The organism is Desulfovibrio sp. TomC, from assembly GCF_000801335.2.
GTDB lineage: Bacteria > Desulfobacterota > Desulfovibrionia > Desulfovibrionales > Desulfovibrionaceae > Solidesulfovibrio.
Window position 1 is genome coordinate 39,663 of the sequence record NZ_JSEH01000014.1, and the last position, 22,245, is coordinate 61,907.

Sequence of the window (22,245 nt, forward strand, 5' to 3'; positions counted from 1 at the left end):
CCCGGCGGGTTTCCAAAGGACACTGCCCTTTGGCCGTCGGAGGCGTCTTTTCCCTTTCTTCGCCGTCAACTCCAGCCTAAATCCGCACCTTCACCACGCCCAGCAAATCATTCACGTACCCGTCGCCCCGCTTGAACTCCCGGTAGCCGGCGGAGTGGGCGCAGCCGACGGCGTAGAGGGCGTCGCCCTCGGCCACCAGATGCGAGGTGATCTGGCCGCAGGCCAGCTGGCAGAAGACGCCGGCCAGATCGATCACGTCGCCCGGGGCGTGCTCGGGATTGGTCGAGGCCACGATGCGCCCGTCCGGTTCCACGAACATCCCTTCCGAGCCGGCCAGGATGCCGCCCTGGCCATCCCGGGGCAGGCAGTCGTTTAACATCGACAGGAACTGCGGCTCGGCATCAAACACAATGCCTACCCCGCCAAGCGTCGTATCCGGGCGTTCGATGGCCGTGATCGGCGCATTGTAGATGTAGGTGGGGCGGGGTGCGCCTGCGGCCTCGTAGAGGTCGGAGGGCACGAAATCCGAGACCCGGTAGCGCTGGGAATCGGAGATGGACAGGGTCTCGCTGACGTACCGTTCGCGTATGATGCGGCCTTCCTGGCGGTGCTCGTCGGGGTTGGAGCAGGCCAGGATACGGCCTTCGCGGTCATAGACAAAGAGGTTGGTGTACACGGTGTAGAGGCTGTTGATATAGGCCAGAATTTCGCGCATCCGGCTGCGGTCGGCCCCTGACAGGCTCGGCTTGTCCAGAAAACGGCGGAAATCCGAGGTCAAGGCCCACCAGCGGCAGTCGTTGGCCCGCTCGTAGAGATTTCTGTCCATGATGTCGATGGCCAGGGCGGCCAGGAACTGGACGTCGTGCAGGCGCGAGGCGGTGACGAGCTTGAGCAAGCCGCCGGTGGACTCCTGGAACACGTGCTGCACCTGGTCGCCGATCTTTTTGACCTCGCCCAGGACATGGGGCAGGGCTTGGGCTTCCACCCGCTCCGAGGCGTCGGACTGGACCGACTTCTTGGCGGCCATGATCTCGCCGTTTTGCACCACCAGTTCCAGGTCGGACAAGACGTTCTCGGAGGCCTCCTCCACCTGGAGCAGCCGGGCTGAGAAGATGGCGTTGCGGCGGATGGCCTTCTCGTCGAAATGATGGCCGTTTGTGCCGTTGGCAAAGGCCGTGGCCACCCGTTTTTGCACATGCCCGTACCAGGGCAGGCCGATAAATCCCTGATAACCCTTGGTGGCGAGCGTCTTGGCCAGATAGGCTTCGCCGCAAAGCTGGGCCATATGGAAATCGTCGCGAAGGGCCAGCGGGTAGGCCCGCCCGCCCGGGGCGCGCGCCGGATCGCTGGTGGCGATGGCCCGGCCGGCCGCGTCGAGAATCATGATGACGATATCGTTGGAGGAGCGCCCCAGGCTCTCAAAAATGCCGGCCATCTCGCCTTTGAAATCAAAGAGCAGGGCCAGGACGCCGATGGGCAGGTTGGTCGCCGGATGGCGGATGGCCTGGGAGTAGGCCAACACGTCGCCGCCGCCTGGGACAAGATCGGTTGGGCGGTAGGTTTCCACGTACTGGGAGGAGGCCATGGCTTCGGCCAACAGCGGATCGGTCGAATGGGACAGCGGATTGTCCCGGTCCAGGTGGGCCCGCACGTTTCCCTCGCTATCAAGGACCACAATCTCCCAGTAGACCGTGTACTTGTTGCGATACTCGGCCAGACGCGCTTCGATGGGTTCCACGGCCTGGCGCGAAAAATCGCCGGCCAGGAGAAATTGGACGATGTCGTCGTCCGTGGCCAGAAACCCGACGTCGGCCGTGCGCTCAAACAGGTTGCGTTTGAGGATGTCGATGGCCACCTGGGCCACGGCAGTGATTTCGAGGACGACCTTCTGGGTGTTTTCCACCATCAGGGTATCGAGCAGGTTTTGCTGGAGCGTTGCAAAATTGTCCTGGGTGCTGCTGATGAAGTCAATAAGCGTCTGGGCGATGCGGCTGCAATTGATCTTTCCGGTCAGCGTGGCCCTGGTCCACTGGCGGTCGAGCCGGCCGAGCACGCTTTGGCACGCATCCACCGAGTCCATGGCCCGCAACAAGGTCTGCTTGTGTTGTCTGACGAGTTCCCTGTCCATATAAACGCCTCCCTGGGGCACACAACAAATCGACGCCGCAAAATCTGAAGCCGTCCCATGGACGGCGAGTCAGGACCAAGTCCGGATATCACAGTGTCCTGTCCGGAGTTCCTGAGTTGATATAATAACTCGATACGCATGGAGAGGGCCACTTCGAACAGTCGGTACGCCGATGAGAGCCGTACCGTGAACAATCCGTGACAGTGGCGCGGAACGCACGAGGCAGGGACCAGGACAGAAAAACGCCGATTGTCACTCCCACAACCGGAAAAACATTGTTTTATGTCCAGGACGCGGGCAAGAAACCATTGCCTGACAAAAAAGTCAACGGTGGGGAATCTGCCTTTTTTGACACGGCCAGAAAGGCAAATCGTGACTGTAACAAGCCTTGACGGCGGTCACTACGGGCAATATCGGAAGCAGGCCCAACGGGGATAAACGGTCGGCGCTTGTAACGCGTGCATCGGATACCCGGCGGATTGGGACTATCCCGGTCCGACATGACACCGATTCTTTGAGAATCCGGCACGGACTTGTAGCCCAACCGAGACCGGACAGGGGGGCTGGGACGTTTTTTTTGCGTTCAGGTCCGGTGAACCATGGGGGAACGGGCTGCCGCAGGCCGGCTCGTCAACGTGGTCCAGGAAAGCAGTCTTGAGTAAGAACGGCCAGGGAAAAGGATGTCTCATGCGCTCCATTAAATTGCGAATCATGCTTCAGTTGATTCTGGTTATCTCCATCCCGACGACTATTGTTTTGGGGATCATCTTCAACACCATTTATGACGACACAGTGTCTCTGCATGTGGCGGCCATCCAGAAGGAGATCAGGCAGCTGGAAAACGCCATGGTCATCTTTACGGATCAGGCCAAACAGAACGTGGCCCAGTTGGCCGCCGATCCGTTGCTGCCCAAGGTCGACGCCACACTGACGTCCTACGTCGCCACGACCCAGAAACCCAAATCCGTCCCCCGGGCCGACGACCTGCTCGGCCAGGAGATCACCGCCCTTTTCAGCCGGGTCCAGGCCACCCATCCCGCCTATGTCGAGGTCTTTTTCGGCTCGGGCGACGGCGGCTTTCTTTCGAGCGTGGCCGGAGAGCTGCCGGCCGGCTATGACCCCAGAAAACGTCCCTGGTATCAGGAAGCCATGCAGACGCCTGACCGGCCGATCATCTCCAAGGCCTACATGTCCACCACCGGCGAGGCCGTGGTCAGCGTCACCAAGGTGGTCACGGACAAGGGGCGCCCCCTGGGGGCCATCGGCGTGGACATCTCGCTTGGCGTACTGACCAAAATCGTCAAGGATATCCGCATAGCCAAAACCGGCTATGTGGTCTTTGTCCAGGGCGACGGGGTGGTCATTTCCGATCCGAAAAACGACAAGTACAATTTCAAGAAGATTGGGGACCTTGGCGTGCCTGCGCTGGAGGCCGCCTTTGCCAGCCCCGACGGCTCCAAACTGGTGGAAATGGACGGCCGGCGTTTTCTGGCCCTGACCTCGACGGCCACGGGGCTTGGCTGGAAGTTTCTGACCTTTGTCGAATACGACGAACTCGTCGGCCCCATGCAAAGCCTCATGTGGAAGTCGGCCCTGGGCTTTGCCGCCATCCTGGCGGCCATTTGCGGCGTCATTTCCTTTTTCCTCAATGCCGACGTGTTCCGTCCGCTCGGGCGCATGATCAACCATCTCAAAGAGATCGGGAGCGGCAATTACCAGTCCCGGTTGGCCGTGCGCCGGCGCGACGAGGTGGGCCAGGTCTACGAGGCGCTCAACCAGACCTCGGCCACGCTTCTGGCCCATGTGGGGGAGATCGAGGCCAAGAGCGCCGAGGCCGAGCACAAGGCCGCCCAGGCCGAAGAGGCGGCCAAGCGGGCCGAGGCGGCCACGACCAGAGCCGAGGCGGCCCGGGTCGAGGGGATGCTCCACGCCGCCGAGCGCCTGACCGGCGTTGTGGACATCGTCACCACAGCCTCTTCGGAACTTTCGACCCAGATCGGCGAATCCACCCAGGGGGCTGAACACCAGTCCGGACGGATCAACGAAACGGCCACGGCCGTGGAGCAGATGACCGCCTCGGTACTGGAAATTGCCCGTAATGCCGAAGGAACCGCCCGGTTGGCCGAACAGTCCAAGGCGGCCGCCGAGGACGGCGGCCGGCAGATGGAACAGGTCAAGGCCGATGTCCACGGCATCAGCCTGGAGTTTGAGGACGTGTACGGCTCGGTGTCGGATCTGAGCTACAAGGCCGACGGCATCGGTTCCATTGCCCAGACCATCGAGGACATTGCCGACCAGACCAATCTGCTGGCCTTAAATGCCGCCATCGAGGCCGCCCGGGCCGGGGATGCCGGCCGGGGCTTTGCCGTGGTGGCCGATGAAGTGCGAAAACTGGCCGAGAAGACCATGACCGCCACCAAGGAAGTGGGCGAGGCTGTGGCCGGCATCCGGCGCAGCGTGGGCGGCACGCTCACCGGTATGGACCGGGCCAAGCAGATCATCGAACAGTCCATGGCCCGCACCGATCAGGCCGCCCATGGGCTGGCCAATCTACTGGCCATGTTTGCCCAGTCTTCGGATCAGATCAGGGCCATTGCCACGGCGGCCGAGGAGCAGTCCTCGGCCACCGAGGAAATCAACCGCCATATCGAGGAAATCAACGGCATCGCCTCGGAGACGGTGGGGGCCATGCGCGAAGCAGCCCGGGCCGTGGCCGATCTGGCCGAACAGGCGGTGGTCCTCAAGGACCTCATCTGCGCCCTGGAATCGGAGCGCCCGGCCAGCCGGCAGCTGCCGGCCTGACCAGCCGGTCCCGGCCCTCATAAACGGCCCTGGCGCGGCAACGCGCCAGGGCCGTTTTGCGTGACTGCCCGGGGCCGGGCCGTTTCGGCCGCCTGGGCCAAAAGGCAGACCGGCCGGCAGCGGGAAAGGAAGCCACAAAAACGGGCGCAGCCAATCGGCTGCGCCCGTATTCTTTGAAGGGGGAGAGAGGCGGCTATTTGCCGCCGGCGTCTCCGGGCAGGCCGCCTGCACCCTTGGGCCGCGGTCCCAGGATGTCTTCGTTGACGACAACCACCTGGGCGCCCTGCTGCAGGGTCTGCAGGTAGGCCCGGAAGAGTTCGGTCTGCTTGGACTGGGTCAGCGTGGCCACCCAGCGTTCCTTTTCCTTGTCCCAAAGCGCCGCTTCGGCCGGGATGCGCTTGTCCAGGCCGGCCAGGACGTAAGCGCCGGACACGCCGTAGGCCGCCTTGAACCAGCCCGGCTCCTTGGCCTCAAAGGTCGTCTGGACCAGCACCGGGGCCATGCCCAGGGCCGGGATGAATCCCTGGCGGGTAAACGGGGCCGAGAGCGTAATCTTGTCCTTGTACTGGGCCAGGATCTTTTTCTGGCCGTCCTCGGTCTCCATGCCCTTGGCTGCTTCGTCGGCCTTGGCCTTGGCCAGCTTCAGGGCCTCGTCATCGGTCAGGCGGGCCTTGATGACGTCCTTGACGGCCTCAAGCGGCTCGGTGCCGGCTTCCTTGACGTCTGCTGCCCGCACCAGCAGGAAACCGTCCTGGGTGGACAGGGGGGCGTCGGCGGTCTGGCCCTTTTTGAGGGCAAAGATGGCGGTCACGGCCGGTTCGGACAGGCCCAGTTCGGCCGGAGGCGTCTCTTTGGCAAAAAACGCCGAGCTCTTGATGGCAACCTTCTCATCGGCCACGGCGGCTTCCAGGGATTCTCCGGAGGCAAGCTTCTCCTGAACCGCGTCCAGGGCCTTGGTCAGTTTGTCGGCGGCGCGCTGTTCGGCCAGTTCGGCCCGGATGTCGTCCTTGACCTCGGCCAGGCTGCGCTGGCCGCCAGCCTGCTTCTCGCCGCCCTGGATGAGGTGCAGGCCAAGGCTCGTGCGCACGGGATCGCTGACCTCGTCCTTCTTGAGCGAAAAAGCCTTCGCTTCGAACGGCCCGAATTCCTTGGGCAGGCTGCCCTTGGGCAACCAGGCCCAGTCCTCGCCGATGATGCCGTCGGCGTTGTTGGGGTCCTTGGGAATAAGCGTGGCAAAGTCCGCGCCCTGGCGCACCTTGTCGGCCATGGCCTTCAGGCGGGCCTCGGCCGCGTCCACGACTTCCTTGGGCGCATCCGCCGGCAGGATCATGAGGATGTGGCGCACGCGCACCTGTTCGGGGCGCTCGTATTTCTTGGGGTTGGCCTTGTAAGAGGCCTCGATGTCGGCGTCGGTGACTTCGGCGGGCTTGGCCATGCCTTTGGGGGTGAATTCCACGTAGTCGATCTTGACCTGGGCCGGCGTGGCGAATTCATCCTTGCGGGCATCGTAATAGGTCTTGATCTGCTCGTCGGAGATGGTCACGCTCTTGGCGAAATCCGCCGCGCTGAAGGGAATGTAGTGGATGACGGCCTGCTCGCGCATGAAATCGAAGATGGCGCGGGCTTCGGACTCGGCCACGGTGGCCGGCAGCCCGACCATGGCGGCCAGCTTTTCCAGCAGCAGCTGCTGCCGGAAGTCGGCTTCGAACTCCCCGGGAGCAATGTCGTTGGCCTTGAGCAGATTCTCGTAGCGCTTGGGATCGAACTGCTTGGACTCGTTCTGGAAAGCCGGAATTTTGGCGATCTCGGCCCGCAATTCCTCGGTAGGAATGGTGATGCCGAGCTTTTGCGCCTGGGCTTCCAGCAGCTTGGTGGTCACCATGTTGCTGAAGACCTGCCAGCGGAAACCGCCTTCCTGCAGTTCCTTGTCCGTGACGTTGGGGTTCTTGTTTTTCACCAGCCGCATATTTTCCTGATAGGACTTTTCATAGTCCTTGATCAGGATGGGCTGTTCGTCCACCGTGGCCAGCACGGTGGCCTTGTCGCCTTTCGTGCTGCCAACGCCCCAAAAGATGAAGACAATAATGATCAGACCGAAAACGATCTTGATACCCCAGGATTGGGCGTATCTCCGCATAGGATCAAGCATGGGTTCTCCTCGGCGCGGTGCGCCGCGTGTTAGGCGCGAGCCTGACGGACCTGGTTGAGCAGGCCGCCAGCTTTGATGATGTCGAGTTCCTTGGCGGTCAGGTCGTTGACGACCATGACGTCGCCGACGCCGGCCACGGTCATGGGGCAGGCTTTGCCCGGGGCGATGGCCGTGGTGTCGATGCGGATGTCGGCTCCGGCCGGGATGCGGTCGTAGTCGGCTTTGTCCGCCAGCAAAAGCGGCAGGATGCCGAAGTTGACGAGGTTGGCGCGGTGGATGCGGGCCATGGACTTGGCCACCACGGCAACAACGCCCAGGTAGCGGGGGCCAAGGGCGGCATGTTCGCGGCTCGAACCCTGGCCGTAGTTCTCGCCGCCAAGGATCACGCCCTTGCCGAGTTTTTTGATGCGCGCGACAAACTCCGCGTCCACCCGGCTGAAGATGTACTCGCTAATGGCCGGGATGTTGGAGCGAAGGGCCGTGATCTGGGCGCCGGCCGGCAGGATGTGGTCGGTGGTGATGTCGTCGCCGACTTTGAGGGCCACCGGGGCCTCAAGGACGTCCGGCAGGGCGGTAAACGGCGGCAGCGGGGCGATATTGGGGCCGCGCTGGATGGTCACGTCCGTCCCTTCGGCCGGCGGGGTCAGGAACAGGTGGCGGATGCTTGGGACCATAGCCGGGAACTCGGCTTTCTCCGGGGCCTGGCCCCAGGTGGCCGGATCGGTGAAGGCCCCGCGCAGGGCGGCCATGGCTGCGGTCTGGGGGCTGACCAGATAGACCTGCCCGTCCTGGGTGCCGGAACGGCCTTCGAAATTGCGATTGAACGTCCGGGCCGAGACGCCGGCCGAGACCGGCGAGCCGCCCATGCCGATGCAGGGACCGCAGGAGCACTCCAGCAGCCGCGCCCCGGCGTCGAGCAGCGGCTCAAGAAGCCCCTCGGCGGCCAGCATCTTGAGCACCTGCTTGGAGCCCGGCGAGATGAGCAGGTCGGTGGTCGGATCTATGCGCTTGCCGGCCAGGATCTGGGCCACGGCTTTGAGGTCGGCATAGGAGGAGTTGGTGCACGAGCCGATGCAGACCTGATCGACCTTCAGGCCGTCGAGGTCGGCGATGCGGACCATGCGGTCGGGCATGTGCGGCGCGGCAGCCAGCGGCTCCAGGCGCGACAGGTCGATTTCCACCACCTCGTCGTAGGTCGCGTCAGGGTCGGCCGCCAGGGGCGTGTAGTCTTCGGGCCGGTCCATGGCGGTGAAAAAGGCCTTGGTCACGGCGTCGGACGGGAAGATCGAGGTGGTGGCCCCGAGTTCGGCCCCCATGTTGGTGATGACGGCCCGTTCGGGCACGGACAAGGTGGCCACGCCCGGTCCGGCGTATTCCATGACCTTGCCGACGCCCCCTTTGACGGTCAAAAGCCCCAGCAGGTGCAGGATCACGTCCTTGCCCGTGGCCCAGCCCGGAAGCGCGCCGGTCAGGTGGATCTTGACCACCTTGGGCATGGCGATCACGTAGGGTTCGCCGGCCATGGCCAGGGCCACCGACAGGCCGCCGGCTCCCATGGCCATGGAACCCACGCCGCCGGCGGTGGGGGTGTGGGAGTCGGAGCCGACCAGGGTCTTGCCCGGCTTGGCGAAATTTTCCAGATGGAGCTGATGGCAGATGCCGGTGCCGGCCGGCGAAAAGGTGATGCCGAATTTGGCCGCCACGGTGCGCAGATAGGCGTGGTCGTCGGGGTTGCGGAAACCCATCTGCAAGGTGTTGTGGTCGACATAGCTGACGGAAAGCTCGGTGCGCACGCGCGGCAGGCCGATGGCCTCGAACTGGAGGTAGGCCATGGTGCCGGTGGCGTCTTGGGTGAGCGTCTGGTCGATGCGAAGAGCGACTTCGGCCCCGGCGGTCATTTCGCCGGAAACCAGGTGCTCCTTGATGATCTTTTGGGTCAGATTGAGGGCCATGGGGGAAGTCCTTTTTGTCTGGAGGAAAGGAGAAAATGTCCGGCCTGCATGCCTCTCCGCGCCGTTTTAGTCAAGAGGGGCGGGATCGGATAGGGTCTTGTCGGCCGGTCTTGACGGGCGGTTGCGACCGGCGCACAGTGGCAGCATCACAAAAAGGAGCTTGTCATGGATTTTACCGATGTGTTGCTGGCCCGTCGGGCCGTCAACTTCTTTGATCCCACGTCCGAGGTTCCCGAGGCCGACCTGGACCGGCTGTTGGACATTGCCGCGCGCGCTCCCTCCAGCTTCAACCTGCAACCCTGGCGCGTGGCCGTCGTGCGCGATGCAGCCCAAAAAGCCACGTTGCGCGCCCTGGCCTGGGACCAGCCCAAGGTCACCGAGGCCCCGGTGATCCTTATGTTCCTGGCCGACACCGAGGCCTGGAAGGTCTATTCCCCCTCTTTTGAACGGCAATTCTCCTATCTGATGCAGTCCGGGCGCTACAAACCCGAGCAGCGCGAGGAATTCGCCGCTGCCGTGACCAGCCTTTACGGTGCGACTCCGGAAAAATCCCTGGCCTTTGCCGCCAAGAATGCCGCCTTTTTTGCCATGACCTTCATGTATGCCGCAGCCGACGCCGGCTACGTCACCCATCCCATGGACGGCTTTGACCACGACGGCGTCCGCAAGGCCTTTGGCATACCGGAACATTTCTGGATACCGCTGCTTCTGGCCGTGGGCGGCCTCAAGCCCGGCGTCACGGTGGCCCCGCCCAAATGGCGGTTTTCCGCCGACGACGTCCGTTACACCCTGCCCGATTAGACCAAGGAGAGCTGCCATGCGCATCATCAACAAATCGTGTCTGATCGTTTTGGCCCTGGCCGCTTTGTGCGCCAGTCCGTCTCTGGCCCAGCCGACTGGCTCGCTGTTGCTTGACCAGCCCGCTCCCCAGCCCGCTCCCCAGCCCGCCCCCCCCGGGGGAGGCAAAGCGAATGCCGGCCCGGCCAATCTCCTCCTGACCACCACGGCCGCGCCGGCCCCGGCCAAATCCGAGGCCGACCCGGTGGTGGACGGCGCGACCCTGGACCCGCCCCATACCGCCGCCACCTTCTGGATCCGCCACATCGTGGCCCCGGTGGCCGGGCGTTTTGACGCCGTCTCCGGCGCTATCGACATTCCGGCCGCCAACCCGGCCAAGGGGCGCGTCGCGTTTGCCGTCCAGACCGCCAGCGTGGACACCGGAGTGGCTGCCCGGGACACCCATCTGCGTACGGCCGAGTTCCTCGATGCGGCCGCCTACCCGGCCATGACCTTCGCCAGCAGCCGCATCGTCCCGGCCGGCAAGGGCAAGGTCAATGTCACGGGCACGCTGACCATAAAGGATGTGGCCAAGACCGTGACCATCCCGGTCAGTCTTCTGGGCTCCAAGCCCCATCCCATGATGCCCTGCGTGGACGTAACCGGGTATGAGGCGGCGTTCGCCGTCAACCGGCTGGAGTACCATGTCGGCACCGGCAAATACTTCAAGATGGGAGCGGTTGGCGACGTCACCGACATCCGGGTCAGCGGCGAGACGCTGGCTGCCCGGCCGGGCTGCGTCAAACCGAAATAAGACCCTGCGGCGACGCCGGCTGGCCCCGTTTTTCGAGCCTTTGGGTCACAACGGGAAGCGGCGGCTCCCGGCGTCGTCGGAATGAAACGGGAGAAGGAAGGCGCACGCGCAACGCGCAGGCTGTCCCGGTCCGCAGCCGACCAGCTTGCCAGTCAGTCCCAAGAACCCCCTCTCCAAACTTCTCCCTTTGCAGGGGTCCGGGGGGATCATCCCCCCGGCCGCCGGAGGCCTCTTTTGCCTTCGTTCCCGGCCGCCGGAGCACTCTTCCCGCTGCTCACGCCCTGTCCCGGCTTTCGCACCCGTCGGCGTCCGGTTCGGGCGTTGGCTGGGTAAGGGGCAGTTCCATGGTGAAGGTGCTGCCGCGGCCGAGTTCCGATTCGGCCCAGATGCGGCCCTGGTAGTGCTCGACGATCTGGCGGCAAATGGCCAGCCCCAGGCCGGTGCCCTTGCGGCGGCGGTTTTCCTCGACCGTGTCGCTGGCCTGGGCCTGATGGAACTTGTCAAATATCTTTTCCAGCGATTCCCGCATAATGCCCTGGCCGGTGTCCGAGACCCGGACCCGAAGGACCGTGTCGTCGGCGCTGGCCGTCAGGGTGACCGCGCCTTCGTCGGTGAACTTGATGGCATTGCCCAGCAGATTGATCAGCACCTGGGTGAGCCGGTCGGGGTCGATGCAAAGGGGAGGCAGGCCGTCCTTTACGGACATGGTGAAACGGACCTCGGGTTTGGCCGAAAAATCAGCGCTGACGGCTTCCGCCGCCCGGTTGAGGGCACTGGCCACATCCACCTCGGTGTCGCGCCACTCGGCCCGCCCGGCCTCGATTTTGGACAGGTCCAGAAAGTCGTTTATGAGTCTCGTGAGGCGTTCGCCCTCGTTTTCGATGATGCCGAGGTTGGCGGTGATGCGGTTCGCCTGCCGGGCGAGCCGGTCGTGGGCCGGGGCAAACGGGGCAAAGAATTTGTTGAAATCCCGGGTAATGAGCTTGGCAAACCCCATGATGGAGGTCAGCGGGGTGCGCAGATCGTGGGAGACGGTGGCCAGGAAGCCGGATTTGAGCCGGTCGAGCTCCTGGAGCCGGGCGTTGGCGGCTTCAAGTTCGGCGGCTTTGACGGCCAGACGCCCGGTCCGTTCCTTGACGGCTTCGCGAAGGTGGCGGTTTAGGATCTCCAGGCGGCGCTCGGCCCGCACCCGGGCGGTGACGTCGGTGACGGTCCCTTCGGTGTACAGCGGCCGGCCGTCCGGGTCGCGCACCAGACGGATGTTGACCAGCACCCAGATGGACTGCTTGTCCCGACGCATGAACCGGGTCTGGAACCCGGTCACGGCGTCATGGTCGAAGAGGCGTTGCAGGAGTTGTTCCCGGTCTTTGCTGTCATGGTAGAGTTGGGCGCCGACGTCGGTAATGGCCTCAATGACGGCGGACGGGGATTCGTAGCCGATCATCTGGGCCAGGGCGGCATTGGCCGAGAGCAGTCGCCCGTCGAGAGTGGTCTGGAAGATGCCTTCGGTGGCGTGCTCGAAAATATCGCGGTATTTGCGCTGGGCTGCGGAGATGCGCTCCACCATCTCCTCCATGGCCCGGGCGAGGCTGCCCAACTCCCCGTGCAGGTCGCCGGGCCGGTCCTCGGCGCTGCCGCCCTGGGCCACGCGCAGGGCATAACGCTCCAGGCGGGCCAGGGGCACGATGATCTGGCGTCGCAGCACCAGGACGAGGATCACGGCCAGGGCGGCGTTGAGTCCGAGAATGCGCAGGATAATCAGAATGATGGATCGATTGAGAGCCTCGCCCATGAAATGCTGGGTCAGCTCCACTTCGAGCACGCCGACCAGGGCGTCGCCGAAGTAGACGGCACGCTTTTCGACCACCACGTGTTCCATGGCCGGCCGGGTGGTCAGGGGGGTGGGCCGCCAACTGCGGTCCCGGCCCTGGCCGGCCAGGATGTCGTTGCCCTCAGGACTGAGCACCACAACGGCGGCCACGCGATCATTTTGCATGGACCCGGCCAGCAGGCGATCGACATGCCCTTTTTCCAGAAACCACAGTGGTTCGCTCAGATTGATTGCAAGCTGGTCGGCAACGACGGTCAGATCGTAGCGCAGATCTTCCTGAAGGCGGCGTTTCTCGCCATAATAATCAATGATGCCAAAGAGCGTCAACAGCACGGTGTTGACGCACACAAGCGTTGCCAGGACCGCGCCGCCGACGGAACGGGTCAGGAAATAGCGCGAAAGTTTCATTGCCTTCGGACGTTCCGGTGGGTCAGTGGTGAACGGGGAGCTGGATTACAACGCTTGAATCGACGTACCATTGGCGGCATGAAATGAAAAGCCCGGTCCCGCTAAAATCCTTGCACGGCGACCGGGGGAACGGTATCGGTTAGGCAACCATTATGAGTCTTTCCGCAATTCGTACGGCAGCGTTGCTTGGCATTGAGGCCTACCCGGTGTCCCTGGAGGTCGATCTGGCCCGCCAGGGGATGCCGTCGTTTTCCATGGTGGGGCTGGCCGAGGGAGCGGTGCGCGAGAGCAAGGAGCGGGTGTTTGCCGCCCTGCGCAACGCCGGACTCAAGCTGCCGCCAGCGCGCATCACCGTCAATCTGGCTCCGGCCGACATGCGCAAGGAAGGCTCGGCCTACGACCTGCCCCTGGCCCTGGCCCTGCTGGCAGCGGTGGACGCCTTTCCGGCCGAGGCGGTCAGCGGCTTTTTCATGGCCGGCGAGTTGTCGCTGACCGGCGAGCTGCGGCCTGTCTCCGGCGTCCTGCCCCTGGCCGCCCTGGCCCGGCGCGAGGGGGCCAAAGGGCTGCTGGTCCCCCGGGGCAATGCGGCCGAAGCGGCGGCGGTGGAGGGACTCGCCGTTTATGCCGCCGATTCGCTCCTGGAGGTGCTGCACTTTTTCACCGGCGAAGCGGCGCTGGCCCCGGCCACGCCCCTGCCCTTTGTGCCCGACGCCGTGGACGCTGCCTTTGCCGAGGATTTTTCCGAGGTCAAAGGCCAGGAACATGCCAAGCGGGCGGTGGAGATTGCGGCAGCCGGCGGGCACAATCTGCTGTTCATCGGTCCGCCGGGTTCGGGCAAGACCATGCTGGCCAAGCGGATGCCGACGGTGCTGCCGCCGCTTGATTTCGAGGAGGCGCTCGAGGTCACCACCATCTATTCCGTGGCCGGGCGTCTCGACGGCCAGGGGCTTTTGACCGTGCGCCCGTTTCGCAGCCCCCACCACACCATTTCCGATGCCGGCCTGATCGGCGGCGGCTCCTATCCCCGGCCGGGCGAGGTGTCCATGGCCCATCGGGGGGTGCTCTTTTTAGATGAACTGCCGGAATTCAAAAAATCGGTGCTGGAAGTGCTGCGCCAGCCCTTGGAAGACGGCAAGGTGACCATTGCCCGGGCGGCGGTTTCGCTGTCTTATCCGGCCGACGTCATGCTGCTGTGCGCCATGAATCCCTGCCCGTGTGGAACACTTCTCCAACATCAATAAATACATCAATATCAACGAGTTGGCCTGTAACCCGAATTTCTCTAACAATAGATTTGAGCCGCAAAGCCTTCCCCACATCGTCTAAAAATTCCCAATTTGTGGCAAACGAACAGAGGTTTTCGAAAGAGGTGAGAAGAAACGTTTTAGTTGTGTCCTTCTCATTGATTAACCCGACAAGGTGATCCCTTGTCGCCTTGGCCTCGTCTATTTCTTTCTTAAGAACAGCGTATCTTCGATCAAAATCGTCACCATCTATTCTATTGCATTCTAAAGCACCCAACAAATTGTCAAGACGATTTTGTAACAATTGAATGTTTGATTCTATTTGCGACAAGTCACAAGCATTTATTTTGCTATTAGAATTTTGTGTATAAAATAGATCTAAAATTTTTTGCTTGTCAGTCAAAAATTCTTTGTTTTCCGAAAGTGCTAACAAACTGTCAGCAACATACTTCTCTATTTCTACGGAAGGTATATTTAACCCAGAACAGGCTTCAAGACCTTTTTGCATGCGATTTACGCATTTATAGTACCCATAAGTTTTGTCAGAATTTTTCTTGGAAGTAGTATTGCCAGCCATCGCTCCGCCGCACAAACCACATTTCAATATGCCTGAAAGCAAATAGTTGCGCTTACTGTTCGTCGGCTTCGTCGATATCGACTTTAGCATCGCTTGGACAGACTCATAAGTATCAACATCAATTATCGAAGGATGTTGTCCGTCACAAATAATCCAATCCTGCTTGTCTTGAGCAATTAACTTACCAGTTACAGGGTCACTCCTCCTTTTACCATACCACGTTTTACCTATATATGTAGGATTTGTAAGAATTCTATGGACTGAAACAGTTCCCCAGTGCCCACCATTCCGTGTTCTAAAACCCTGATTGTTAAGAGCGTGGGCAGTCTTTCTTATGCTATTGTGAGAAATAAAGACCTGAAATATATTATTAACGACTTTAGCCTCGCTTTGGTATACATATAATTTTTTCTGCTCAGGATATAAACTGGCACTTTGCAAGGAAGCGTCTGGGCTTTCAGTGCCTAAACCAATGAGGTGCTTAGAGTACAGTTCCTGAGTAGTGTAACCAAATGGGACAACACCTCCATTCCATTTGCCTAATCGAGCACGATGCGACATGTCTACAGACACACGTTCAGCTACCAATTCTCTCTCAAACTGTGAAAGGACTCCTATAATCTGACGTAACAACCTACCATGTGCGGAGGTCGTATCGATATTTTCTGATATACTTGCGAAGCGAATGTTAATCCCTTCAAAAAATTCTGTTAAGTACATCAAATCTTTCGTTGACCTTGTTATTCGGTCAAGTTTTGTCACAAAAACAGATGTTATCAATCCTGATTCTGCATCCCTAAGCAAGTCTTTAAGTGCGGGTCGGTTAGTGTCTTTGGCGCTAAAGCCAGCGTCCTTATACAACTTAAAAACCGGTATTTGGTTTGCTACACAATATGCACGGAGTCTTTCCTCTTGCGTATGCAGCGAATCTTTGTCGATTTGGTTGGCAGTAGATACTCGAACATATATACCTGCGCTAGCGGGAGGGGTGCTATTCATTGTGCTCACCGAGTCCATATTTTAAGCTACATTAGATCAAGAAATCTATAATATCAACCAGGGAAACCTGCCAACGCAAAAAATATACAATTCCTTGTCGTCTGTTTATTTTGTAATTGTATGTAGATTTTTTTACGACCATTACGACCTTTCACAAATTTGTAACAACCTAAAATAGCGACACATCATGGCTATACATCGGTTTCTTCCAAAAAACAGCTTACCTTTTTATCGCAGTCGCGACGTTTTACAGTGGGATAAGAACCTGAACGTTATTGCTAAGGTGTGAAAAAGCTTTCATTTAGCGAACTTCACCCATGTTTACAGCCATTTAGGCCCGAGTAAATCCGGTCAAATCCTATGGGTTCCGACTAGGTTTACCTACTCCACCCTCCTGACACTTGGCGTGTCCGGGTCTGTTTCTTAGGCCAAAATCTTTCGGTACTCTACCACAGAACGTTGGCGCTTGTTGGCTCATAGTTGGTCGGAAGCGACTAAATTCAAACGCGGAGCAGCAACCCCAGTTGTCCGGACAAGGGCAATCAGCGCCCCTTGGCGGCAACTCACTCATCATCCTGGACTGAGCCAGCAAGTGGATTCTCCTTTGGGCATCTGCGGCGGCCGATGATCAGCAGAGCCATGATCGCCCCAGCCAGTGCAATGCTTCCAAGGACCGTCATGCTCATAGCGATTGTTGAGGCTTGCGCTGAAACCATGGCGTTTTCCACCATTGCTGCTGAATCGGAGGGCAGCGACTTGAGGATGGCTGCGGCTACTGCATCGTTCCCGTCTTTGACGGCTTGCGCATATTCCAGGCCCTGCTGGAGAAACGGCTTTCCGGCCAAAGCTGTCCACACCTTGTCAAGAGAATGAGCCCCCATGATCGATGTGACCAGGGCGACACCTAGCGCGGCCGGTACGTTGAATGTCATCTGAAGAAGACCGGAGCCCATGCCTGCCTGTTCGGGCTTGAGTGTACGCATCCCGGCCGCATTGCAGGCTGGCAAGGCGATTCCAACGCCTGCTCCCATCAGCGCCAAGGGGATGATGAGTTCGCCCAGGGTTGTCTCCCGACAGAAGGTGCCCATCCAGAACAACGCGACGGCCTGCATGGCCAGTGCAGCCACAATGGGAATTCCCGGTCCGATGTGGTCGATAAGGCGACCTGCGGGCGGTTCAAGCACCATGCAAGTTCCGGTCGTGATGACGATGACCCAACTGGCCATCACTGGCGAGTAACCAAGAACTTCGATGAAAAACAGTGATCCCACGACGGTCAGCATAGGGATATAGACGAAACCGACGGCGCTTTCGGCAAAAAAAGCGCCGGAAAAAAGACGCTCACGCCACAGGGAAAAATCGACGAGGGGACAATCTGTGCGGGTCTCGACAATGCCGAACAAGGCGAGCAGCACAACGCCGACCGCCAGAGCCCCCCAGGTGCTAGGGGTACCCCAGCCGTTGCTGGCGTTTTGCAATCCATAGGTAACAAAGGTGATCCCAAGGCCGCCGAGGACGAGACCGATGATGTCATAGCGGCCGGAAGACAGTACGCTGCAATAGTTCCTTGTAGCCGCCAGAGTGACGAGAATGACTGCGGCAGTCAGCGGCACGGCGAGCCAGAAGACCCAGCGCCAACTCAGCAGATCGTGCATGTAGCCCGCGAATATCGGACCGACCAGCAATCCGAACCCGTGGGCAAATCCCCACAAGCCGACAGCGAATCCACATCGGGAAGCGGAAAATGCGTTTACGACGATGGACAGGGTGGCCGGTGCTGAAATACCGATGCCGATGCCTTGCATTGTGCGCCCGGACACCATGAGCAAGCCGCTCGTGGCCATGGCGGACAGGATGAGGCCGCCGCCGAAAACCATATAGCCGATCACAATCATGCGGACCTCGCCCACGAGGTCGCCGAGGCGACCGCCAGCGATCAGCGCCGTGCCGAAGGCAAGGCTGTATGAAGTGATCGTCCAGGCCTGCATCGACAGGGACAGGTCGAGATCATCTTTGATTGTAGGCAAGGCGGGACCGATCACCGTGCTGAACATCTGAGCAATGAGCGCGCCAAAGCTCATGGCTGCCAGAATCCCCCAGGCGCTGGCGTTGGCCCTGCTATTCGTTTCACTCATTGGCAGTTCCCTTCATTATTAAAAGAACTATTGTATTGAATTCCTCTCTCTTCGTGACAGTGCATCGATTATTACAACGCATAACAATACAAATGACAAAATTAAATATCACACCTTAGGCCACTGCCCCGCACACAAGCTATGAGTTCATGACCAAATGAGGGGCTAATGTTCCAAGCGACTATCCTCGAATAACGAGATCTAGGTCAACGAACTCGGCAACAAGCAACAGCAAGAGCCGCCAGTTTCTCACATCAATACCCCGTCGGAACATTACACACGCTTGGGCGAGTTGTCCTGACCGGCGAAGGACGGCAGCGGCGGCAAGGAGGAAGCGCCGATTGCCTTGATCATCACGCAAACAGATAGACATCATCGTGTAATAACCTAAATTAAATGGGAAAATCGTGTTCTATTGTTTCTTTTAATTCACTAAATCTTTTCTCTAGCTCAGGAATAAGGCTTTCAAGCACGCCACTATCTCTATTTTTTCCAGCTTGCTCCATTTTTAAAGCAGTTTCTAACATACGTTTTCCACTCACGTTCGCAGCAGCTCCCTTGATACTATGAGATATTCGTTCAGAAATCTCAAATTCACATGTCGCAATGCTTTCTCGCAATCGTTTCAGCTGAATAGGGATATCTCCCAGGAATGTTCTGATGACATATTGCGCTAAATCCTGATCGTCCATCATCCTGACCATCATGGACCTTTTATCGAATACGGGTAGTCCATTTTCTTTTATAGCAATCTCATCTGTGCTGCGCTCCGGGGGGAGCGTAGACTGATTTGGCGACTCCTCACTATGATTCGGCAACCACTTGGCAACGATCTCAGAAAGGATTTTGGCAGAGACAGGCTTTGTAATATAGTCATTCATGCCTTTTTCAAGGCATTGTTCCCGATACCTAGGCATTGCGTGTGCGGTCATGGCGATGATCGGAATGGCATGATCCAGTACAGCACTCTGGGGATTTCGAACCCGCCTTGTCGCCTCGAACCCGTCCATCACGGGCATCTGAACATCCATAAGAACCAAATCGTAGGAAATATTCTCGAGGGTCCGCAAGGCCTCTACGCCGTTAGCGACCGCATCCGTGTGCACACCAAGCTTGTTGAGGATCCCCACAGCCACTTGCTGGTTTGTGATATTGTCTTCCACGACGAGAATTCGTCCAGTACGTTGCAACGGAAGTATTCGGTCCCTGGCAGATTGCCGTGTGATGATCTGAGGACTATCCTCGCGAGGTGATTCGGACAGGACACGTTGCAGAATGTTCAGCAGATCCCTGCGACGTATCGGTTTGAGCGCATACGCACGAAAGCCGGCTTCAAAAAAACGCTGGGAGTCGCCGTGACTTCCCATGGAAGTCAGCATTACCATCGCGACCCCGGCCAGGCGGGGGTCCGCTTTGATGGCCCGACCCAAGGCCAAGCCGTCCATACCCGGCATTTGCATGTCGATGACGGCCAGACGATATGGAGCATTCTCCTCTAGTCCACGGTACAAAGCCCCCAAGGCCTGCGGAGCATCCTGGACATCAAGGGGAAGCATTCCCCAGTTAGTCATATTGATCGTCAGAATTTCGCAATTAGTAATATTATCATCCACAACAAGCGCTTTCACATCTTTTAGAATCGCTGGAGAAAGCGTATCTTGTGAATAGTTTTTTTGTTTATCTATCAAAATGGTAAACCAAAATTCTGCACCATGACCATCTTTACTGTTAACTCCTATTTCGCCACCCATCATCTCTACAAGTTGCTTGGATATGGAGAGGCCTAATCCTGTTCCACCATAATTGCGTGTAGTAGAGTAGTCTGCCTGAGCGAACTTTTCGAATAAAATAGAGTGCTTTTCTTCAGGAATACCAATACCTGTATCTCGCATTGAGAAGCACAAAAGACATTTATTATCTTGTTCCTCACACAGGATGACCTTGACGCTCACCTCACCCTTAGAAGTGAATTTGATGGCGTTCCCAGCAAGGTTATTGAGTATCTGCCGCAACCGACCTGGATCACCTCGCAAGGAGACAGGGACATTAGTATCGACGAAACAGAGGAATTCTAAACCTTTTTCATTAGCACGCAAAGCCATTGCGTCAGAAAATTCGTCGACAAGATCCAATAGGTCGAAATCGAGTATTTCGAGATCAAGTTTCCCCGCCTCTATCTTGGAAAAATCTAGAATATCGTTGATAAGATTGAGGAGCGATTCTCCGCTTGATCGAATGACCTCCGCGTAGTGCTGTTGTTCGGTTGTGAGATCGGTGCCAAGCAGCAAACCGGTCATCCCGATGACGCCGTTCATGGGGGTTCGTATCTCATGGCTCATATTGGCCAAAAACTCGCTTTTTGCCTGAGTTGCGGCCTGGGCCTGACTCAACGCTTGATCCAAGGTGATGTTATTGATCTCCATCTGCTGAGCAAATTTATGCAATCGTTCCTGGGCAATTTTGTAATCGGTCATATCGGTGTGAGATCCTGCCATGCGTACTGGCACCCCCGCATCGTCGCGTACCGCCTCCCCACGGGCAAGTATCCATCTGTAAGAGCCATTCTTGTGACGCATTCTGAACTCAATACTATATCTCTGAACAATCGAGTGAAGATACTGATCAATATAATCAAAGACACGATCTTTGTCTTCAATATGAATGAGTGACTCAAACGTGCTAAAAACATTATCCAACTCATCTTCCCGATATCCAAGTTGCTCTTTCCATTTACGCGACAGGTAAAGGTCTTCTGTGCGCAAATCCCAATCCCATATGCCATCATTTGAACCATTTACTGCCAATTCAAACTGTTCTCTAGATCTCTGCAACTCAGCTTCGGCCGCCTTCCTGCCTCTGATATCAATAAAGCACTCCAGATACTTTTGTTTTCCCCGAACAAGGATAGGAGTGACTGTCTTAAGAACAGGGAGTTTAGTTCCGTCGGCACAAAGCATAATCCGATCCGAATTGTCTATTTTCTGCCCAAGATCTCCTATTGGGCAAGTGCATTCAGAGGCTGGGCAAAGAAATTGGTGACAGCGATTACCCTGAATTCGATCAGGAGCTGCCCCAAACATGTTTGCCGCAGCTGTATTAACAAACTCAATGTTTCGTGACTCAGCATCAATGATAGCCATTCCAATGGGAAGGCTTTCCATTATGGTTCGTTGTATTTCATCATTCTCTTGCTTTGTTACCTCCGCATTTTTTCGATCCGTAATGTCAATGACAAACCCTTGGTAATGCATGACGCATCCATCCGTATGATGCACGACCCGAGCATTCCGTGATACCCAGAACGTGGAGCCATCCCGACGCCGAAGTTGGCATTCGTGATTAACAATACATCCAGTGGCGTTCAATAATTTTAAAAAAAAATCCCTATCAGAAGGGTTTACGTATGTTTGCGTAGCGATATCAGTAATGGACGACATTAAATCTTCCGGGGATTCATAGCCGTGCATCACCGCCAACGCAGGATTGACAAATAAAAACCTTCCATCTGGTGTTGACTTGAAAAACCCAATAGGAGCATCTAGGATAACACTGATTGCCTCATCTGCATCTTTATTATTAAAATTTTGGTCAAGTGTATGATGAAGTGACATACTTGGCTCCTATCCTATGAAGAAGAACTAGCAAATCTAAGATTTTGTATTGCCCATGTATCGATCCAGTTCAATGCCACTTCGTCCTGTCGATCAGGCCGCGCTTGTCTAATTCCCCGGCCTTGTAGCCGTCGAAGTCGAAGCGCTTTTTTACGGGACTCGACTGCTTACGCTTGGTTCTCAGGATCACTAGGGTGATGACCGTGCCGATGACGATGCCGGCAAGAGTTACACCAAGGATGAAGATGTCCATACGACTATCCTCGGATGATAAGATCTAAGTCAACGTACTCGGCAACAAGTAAAAGCAAAGCACGCCAGTTCCTCACATCAACGCTTCGGCGGAACATTTCCCGCGCTTGGGCGAGTTGTCCTGATCGGCGAAGCGCGGCAGCGGCGGCAAGGAGAAAGCGCCGATTGCCTTGATCACCACGAAGATAGATCGCCAGCACGGGTCTGGTCATACTTGACCATAGCAGGGCCGCGCTTTCATTGTCACTAATTGTCCCATCAGCAGGCAGGGATTGTCCGGCATGAAAATGTCTGAAAAAAATCCGGCGGACCAGGGTGGCAAGTGGCGCAGTTAACGCTCAGATTCGTCATGGTCCCGATCTTTGGGCTTTTTCTTGCCGAACCACTTGGCCAAAATTAAGGAGCCGTAACCCGCGACTCCAGAAGCACCTACGGCTATTCAAGGGGCGCAGGTGCCCGTTCCTACTCCAAATACGGACAGGTAGACCAAGACCGCGCCGCCAACCAGCCAGGCAAAGACGGTGGTGAGTTTGCTTTTCATAAAGATCAACCCTGAACTGGACCTT

At 58.1% G+C, this 22,245-nt stretch carries 11 protein-coding genes and 1 pseudogene; 4 read left to right on the forward strand and 8 right to left on the reverse strand.

Features of this window, described 5'->3' with window-relative positions:
* Positions 1-76: 76 nt before the first annotated feature.
* Positions 77-2,128 carry a cache domain-containing protein gene (locus NY78_RS14110; RefSeq protein ID WP_043637256.1) on the reverse strand — a complete coding sequence of 684 codons (2,052 nt, stop codon included), beginning with the start codon at positions 2,126-2,128 and terminating at the stop codon, positions 77-79.
* 687 nt (positions 2,129-2,815) lie between these two features.
* Here NY78_RS14110 and NY78_RS14115 point away from each other — a divergent pair.
* The gene (locus tag NY78_RS14115) at positions 2,816-4,930 is read left to right on the forward strand and encodes a methyl-accepting chemotaxis protein (protein ID WP_043637258.1); all 2,115 of its coding nucleotides are present in this window, start codon (positions 2,816-2,818) and stop codon (positions 4,928-4,930) included.
* Between the two features lie 193 nt (positions 4,931-5,123).
* Here NY78_RS14115 and NY78_RS14120 read toward each other — a convergent pair whose 3' ends face one another.
* Both NY78_RS14120 and NY78_RS14125 read right to left on the reverse strand, forming a co-directional pair.
* On the reverse strand, positions 5,124-7,079 hold the full coding sequence (locus tag NY78_RS14120) for a SurA N-terminal domain-containing protein (RefSeq protein ID WP_043637260.1): 1,956 nt from the start codon (positions 7,077-7,079) through the stop codon (positions 5,124-5,126).
* 29 nt (positions 7,080-7,108) lie between these two features.
* Complete coding sequence (locus tag NY78_RS14125; RefSeq protein WP_043637263.1) at positions 7,109-9,031, reverse strand: aconitate hydratase; 1,923 nt, start codon at positions 9,029-9,031, stop codon at positions 7,109-7,111.
* Between the two features lie 165 nt (positions 9,032-9,196).
* On the opposite strand from NY78_RS14125, the gene NY78_RS14130 reads away from it, so the two are divergent.
* Both NY78_RS14130 and NY78_RS14135 read left to right on the forward strand, forming a co-directional pair.
* Positions 9,197-9,832, forward strand: coding sequence for a nitroreductase family protein (locus tag NY78_RS14130; protein WP_043637266.1), 636 nt, complete (start codon positions 9,197-9,199; stop codon positions 9,830-9,832).
* 16 nt (positions 9,833-9,848) lie between these two features.
* Positions 9,849-10,622, forward strand: a complete 774-nt coding sequence (locus NY78_RS14135; RefSeq protein ID WP_082140024.1) for a YceI family protein — start codon at positions 9,849-9,851, stop codon at positions 10,620-10,622.
* A gap of 274 nt (positions 10,623-10,896) precedes the next feature.
* Here the strand turns inward: NY78_RS14135 and NY78_RS14140 are convergent, their stop codons facing one another.
* Positions 10,897-12,861 (reverse strand): ATP-binding protein, encoded by a 1,965-nt coding sequence (locus tag NY78_RS14140; RefSeq protein ID WP_043637270.1) that lies wholly within the window; start codon positions 12,859-12,861, stop codon positions 10,897-10,899.
* A 152-nt stretch (positions 12,862-13,013) separates the two neighbouring features.
* Here NY78_RS14140 and NY78_RS14145 point away from each other — a divergent pair.
* Positions 13,014-14,087 (forward strand): annotated as a pseudogene (locus NY78_RS14145) (YifB family Mg chelatase-like AAA ATPase); the annotation flags it as partial.
* On the opposite strand, the gene NY78_RS23785 reads toward NY78_RS14145, so the two are convergent.
* The 4 genes from NY78_RS23785 to NY78_RS14160 all read right to left on the reverse strand — a co-directional run bounded on the left by NY78_RS23785 (position 14,044) and on the right by NY78_RS14160 (position 21,680).
* Positions 14,044-15,699: a recombinase family protein gene (locus NY78_RS23785; protein ID WP_082140026.1), complete on the reverse strand. Its 1,656-nt coding sequence runs from the start codon at positions 15,697-15,699 to the stop codon at positions 14,044-14,046. The pseudogene NY78_RS14145 and the gene NY78_RS23785 sit on opposite strands and share 44 nt — an antisense overlap.
* Positions 15,700-16,244: 545 nt before the next feature.
* Positions 16,245-17,816: an MFS transporter gene (locus NY78_RS14150; protein WP_043637272.1), complete on the reverse strand. Its 1,572-nt coding sequence runs from the start codon at positions 17,814-17,816 to the stop codon at positions 16,245-16,247.
* 392 nt (positions 17,817-18,208) lie between these two features.
* Positions 18,209-21,427, reverse strand: a complete 3,219-nt coding sequence (locus NY78_RS14155) for a PAS domain S-box protein (protein WP_082140027.1) — start codon at positions 21,425-21,427, stop codon at positions 18,209-18,211.
* Between the two features lie 70 nt (positions 21,428-21,497).
* Positions 21,498-21,680 (reverse strand): hypothetical protein, encoded by a 183-nt coding sequence (locus NY78_RS14160; RefSeq protein WP_043637275.1) that lies wholly within the window; start codon positions 21,678-21,680, stop codon positions 21,498-21,500.
* Between the last annotated feature and the right edge of the window lie 565 nt (positions 21,681-22,245).

Excerpts from the sequence above, each read along its gene's own strand:
- NY78_RS14110 (WP_043637256.1), bottom strand. The coding sequence starts at position 2,128 with ATGGACAGGGAACTCGTCAGACAACACAAGCAGACCTTGTTGCGGGCC.
- NY78_RS14115 (WP_043637258.1), top strand. The coding sequence starts at position 2,816 with ATGCGCTCCATTAAATTGCGAATCATGCTTCAGTTGATTCTGGTTATC.
- NY78_RS14120 (WP_043637260.1), bottom strand. The coding sequence starts at position 7,079 with ATGCTTGATCCTATGCGGAGATACGCCCAATCCTGGGGTATCAAGATC.
- NY78_RS14125 (WP_043637263.1), bottom strand. The coding sequence starts at position 9,031 with ATGGCCCTCAATCTGACCCAAAAGATCATCAAGGAGCACCTGGTTTCC.
- NY78_RS14130 (WP_043637266.1), top strand. The coding sequence starts at position 9,197 with ATGGATTTTACCGATGTGTTGCTGGCCCGTCGGGCCGTCAACTTCTTT.
- NY78_RS14135 (WP_082140024.1), top strand. The coding sequence starts at position 9,849 with ATGCGCATCATCAACAAATCGTGTCTGATCGTTTTGGCCCTGGCCGCT.
- NY78_RS14140 (WP_043637270.1), bottom strand. The coding sequence starts at position 12,861 with ATGAAACTTTCGCGCTATTTCCTGACCCGTTCCGTCGGCGGCGCGGTC.
- NY78_RS23785 (WP_082140026.1), bottom strand. The coding sequence starts at position 15,699 with ATGGACTCGGTGAGCACAATGAATAGCACCCCTCCCGCTAGCGCAGGT.
- NY78_RS14150 (WP_043637272.1), bottom strand. The coding sequence starts at position 17,816 with ATGAGTGAAACGAATAGCAGGGCCAACGCCAGCGCCTGGGGGATTCTG.
- NY78_RS14155 (WP_082140027.1), bottom strand. The coding sequence starts at position 21,427 with ATGTCACTTCATCATACACTTGACCAAAATTTTAATAATAAAGATGCA.
- NY78_RS14160 (WP_043637275.1), bottom strand. The coding sequence starts at position 21,680 with ATGGACATCTTCATCCTTGGTGTAACTCTTGCCGGCATCGTCATCGGC.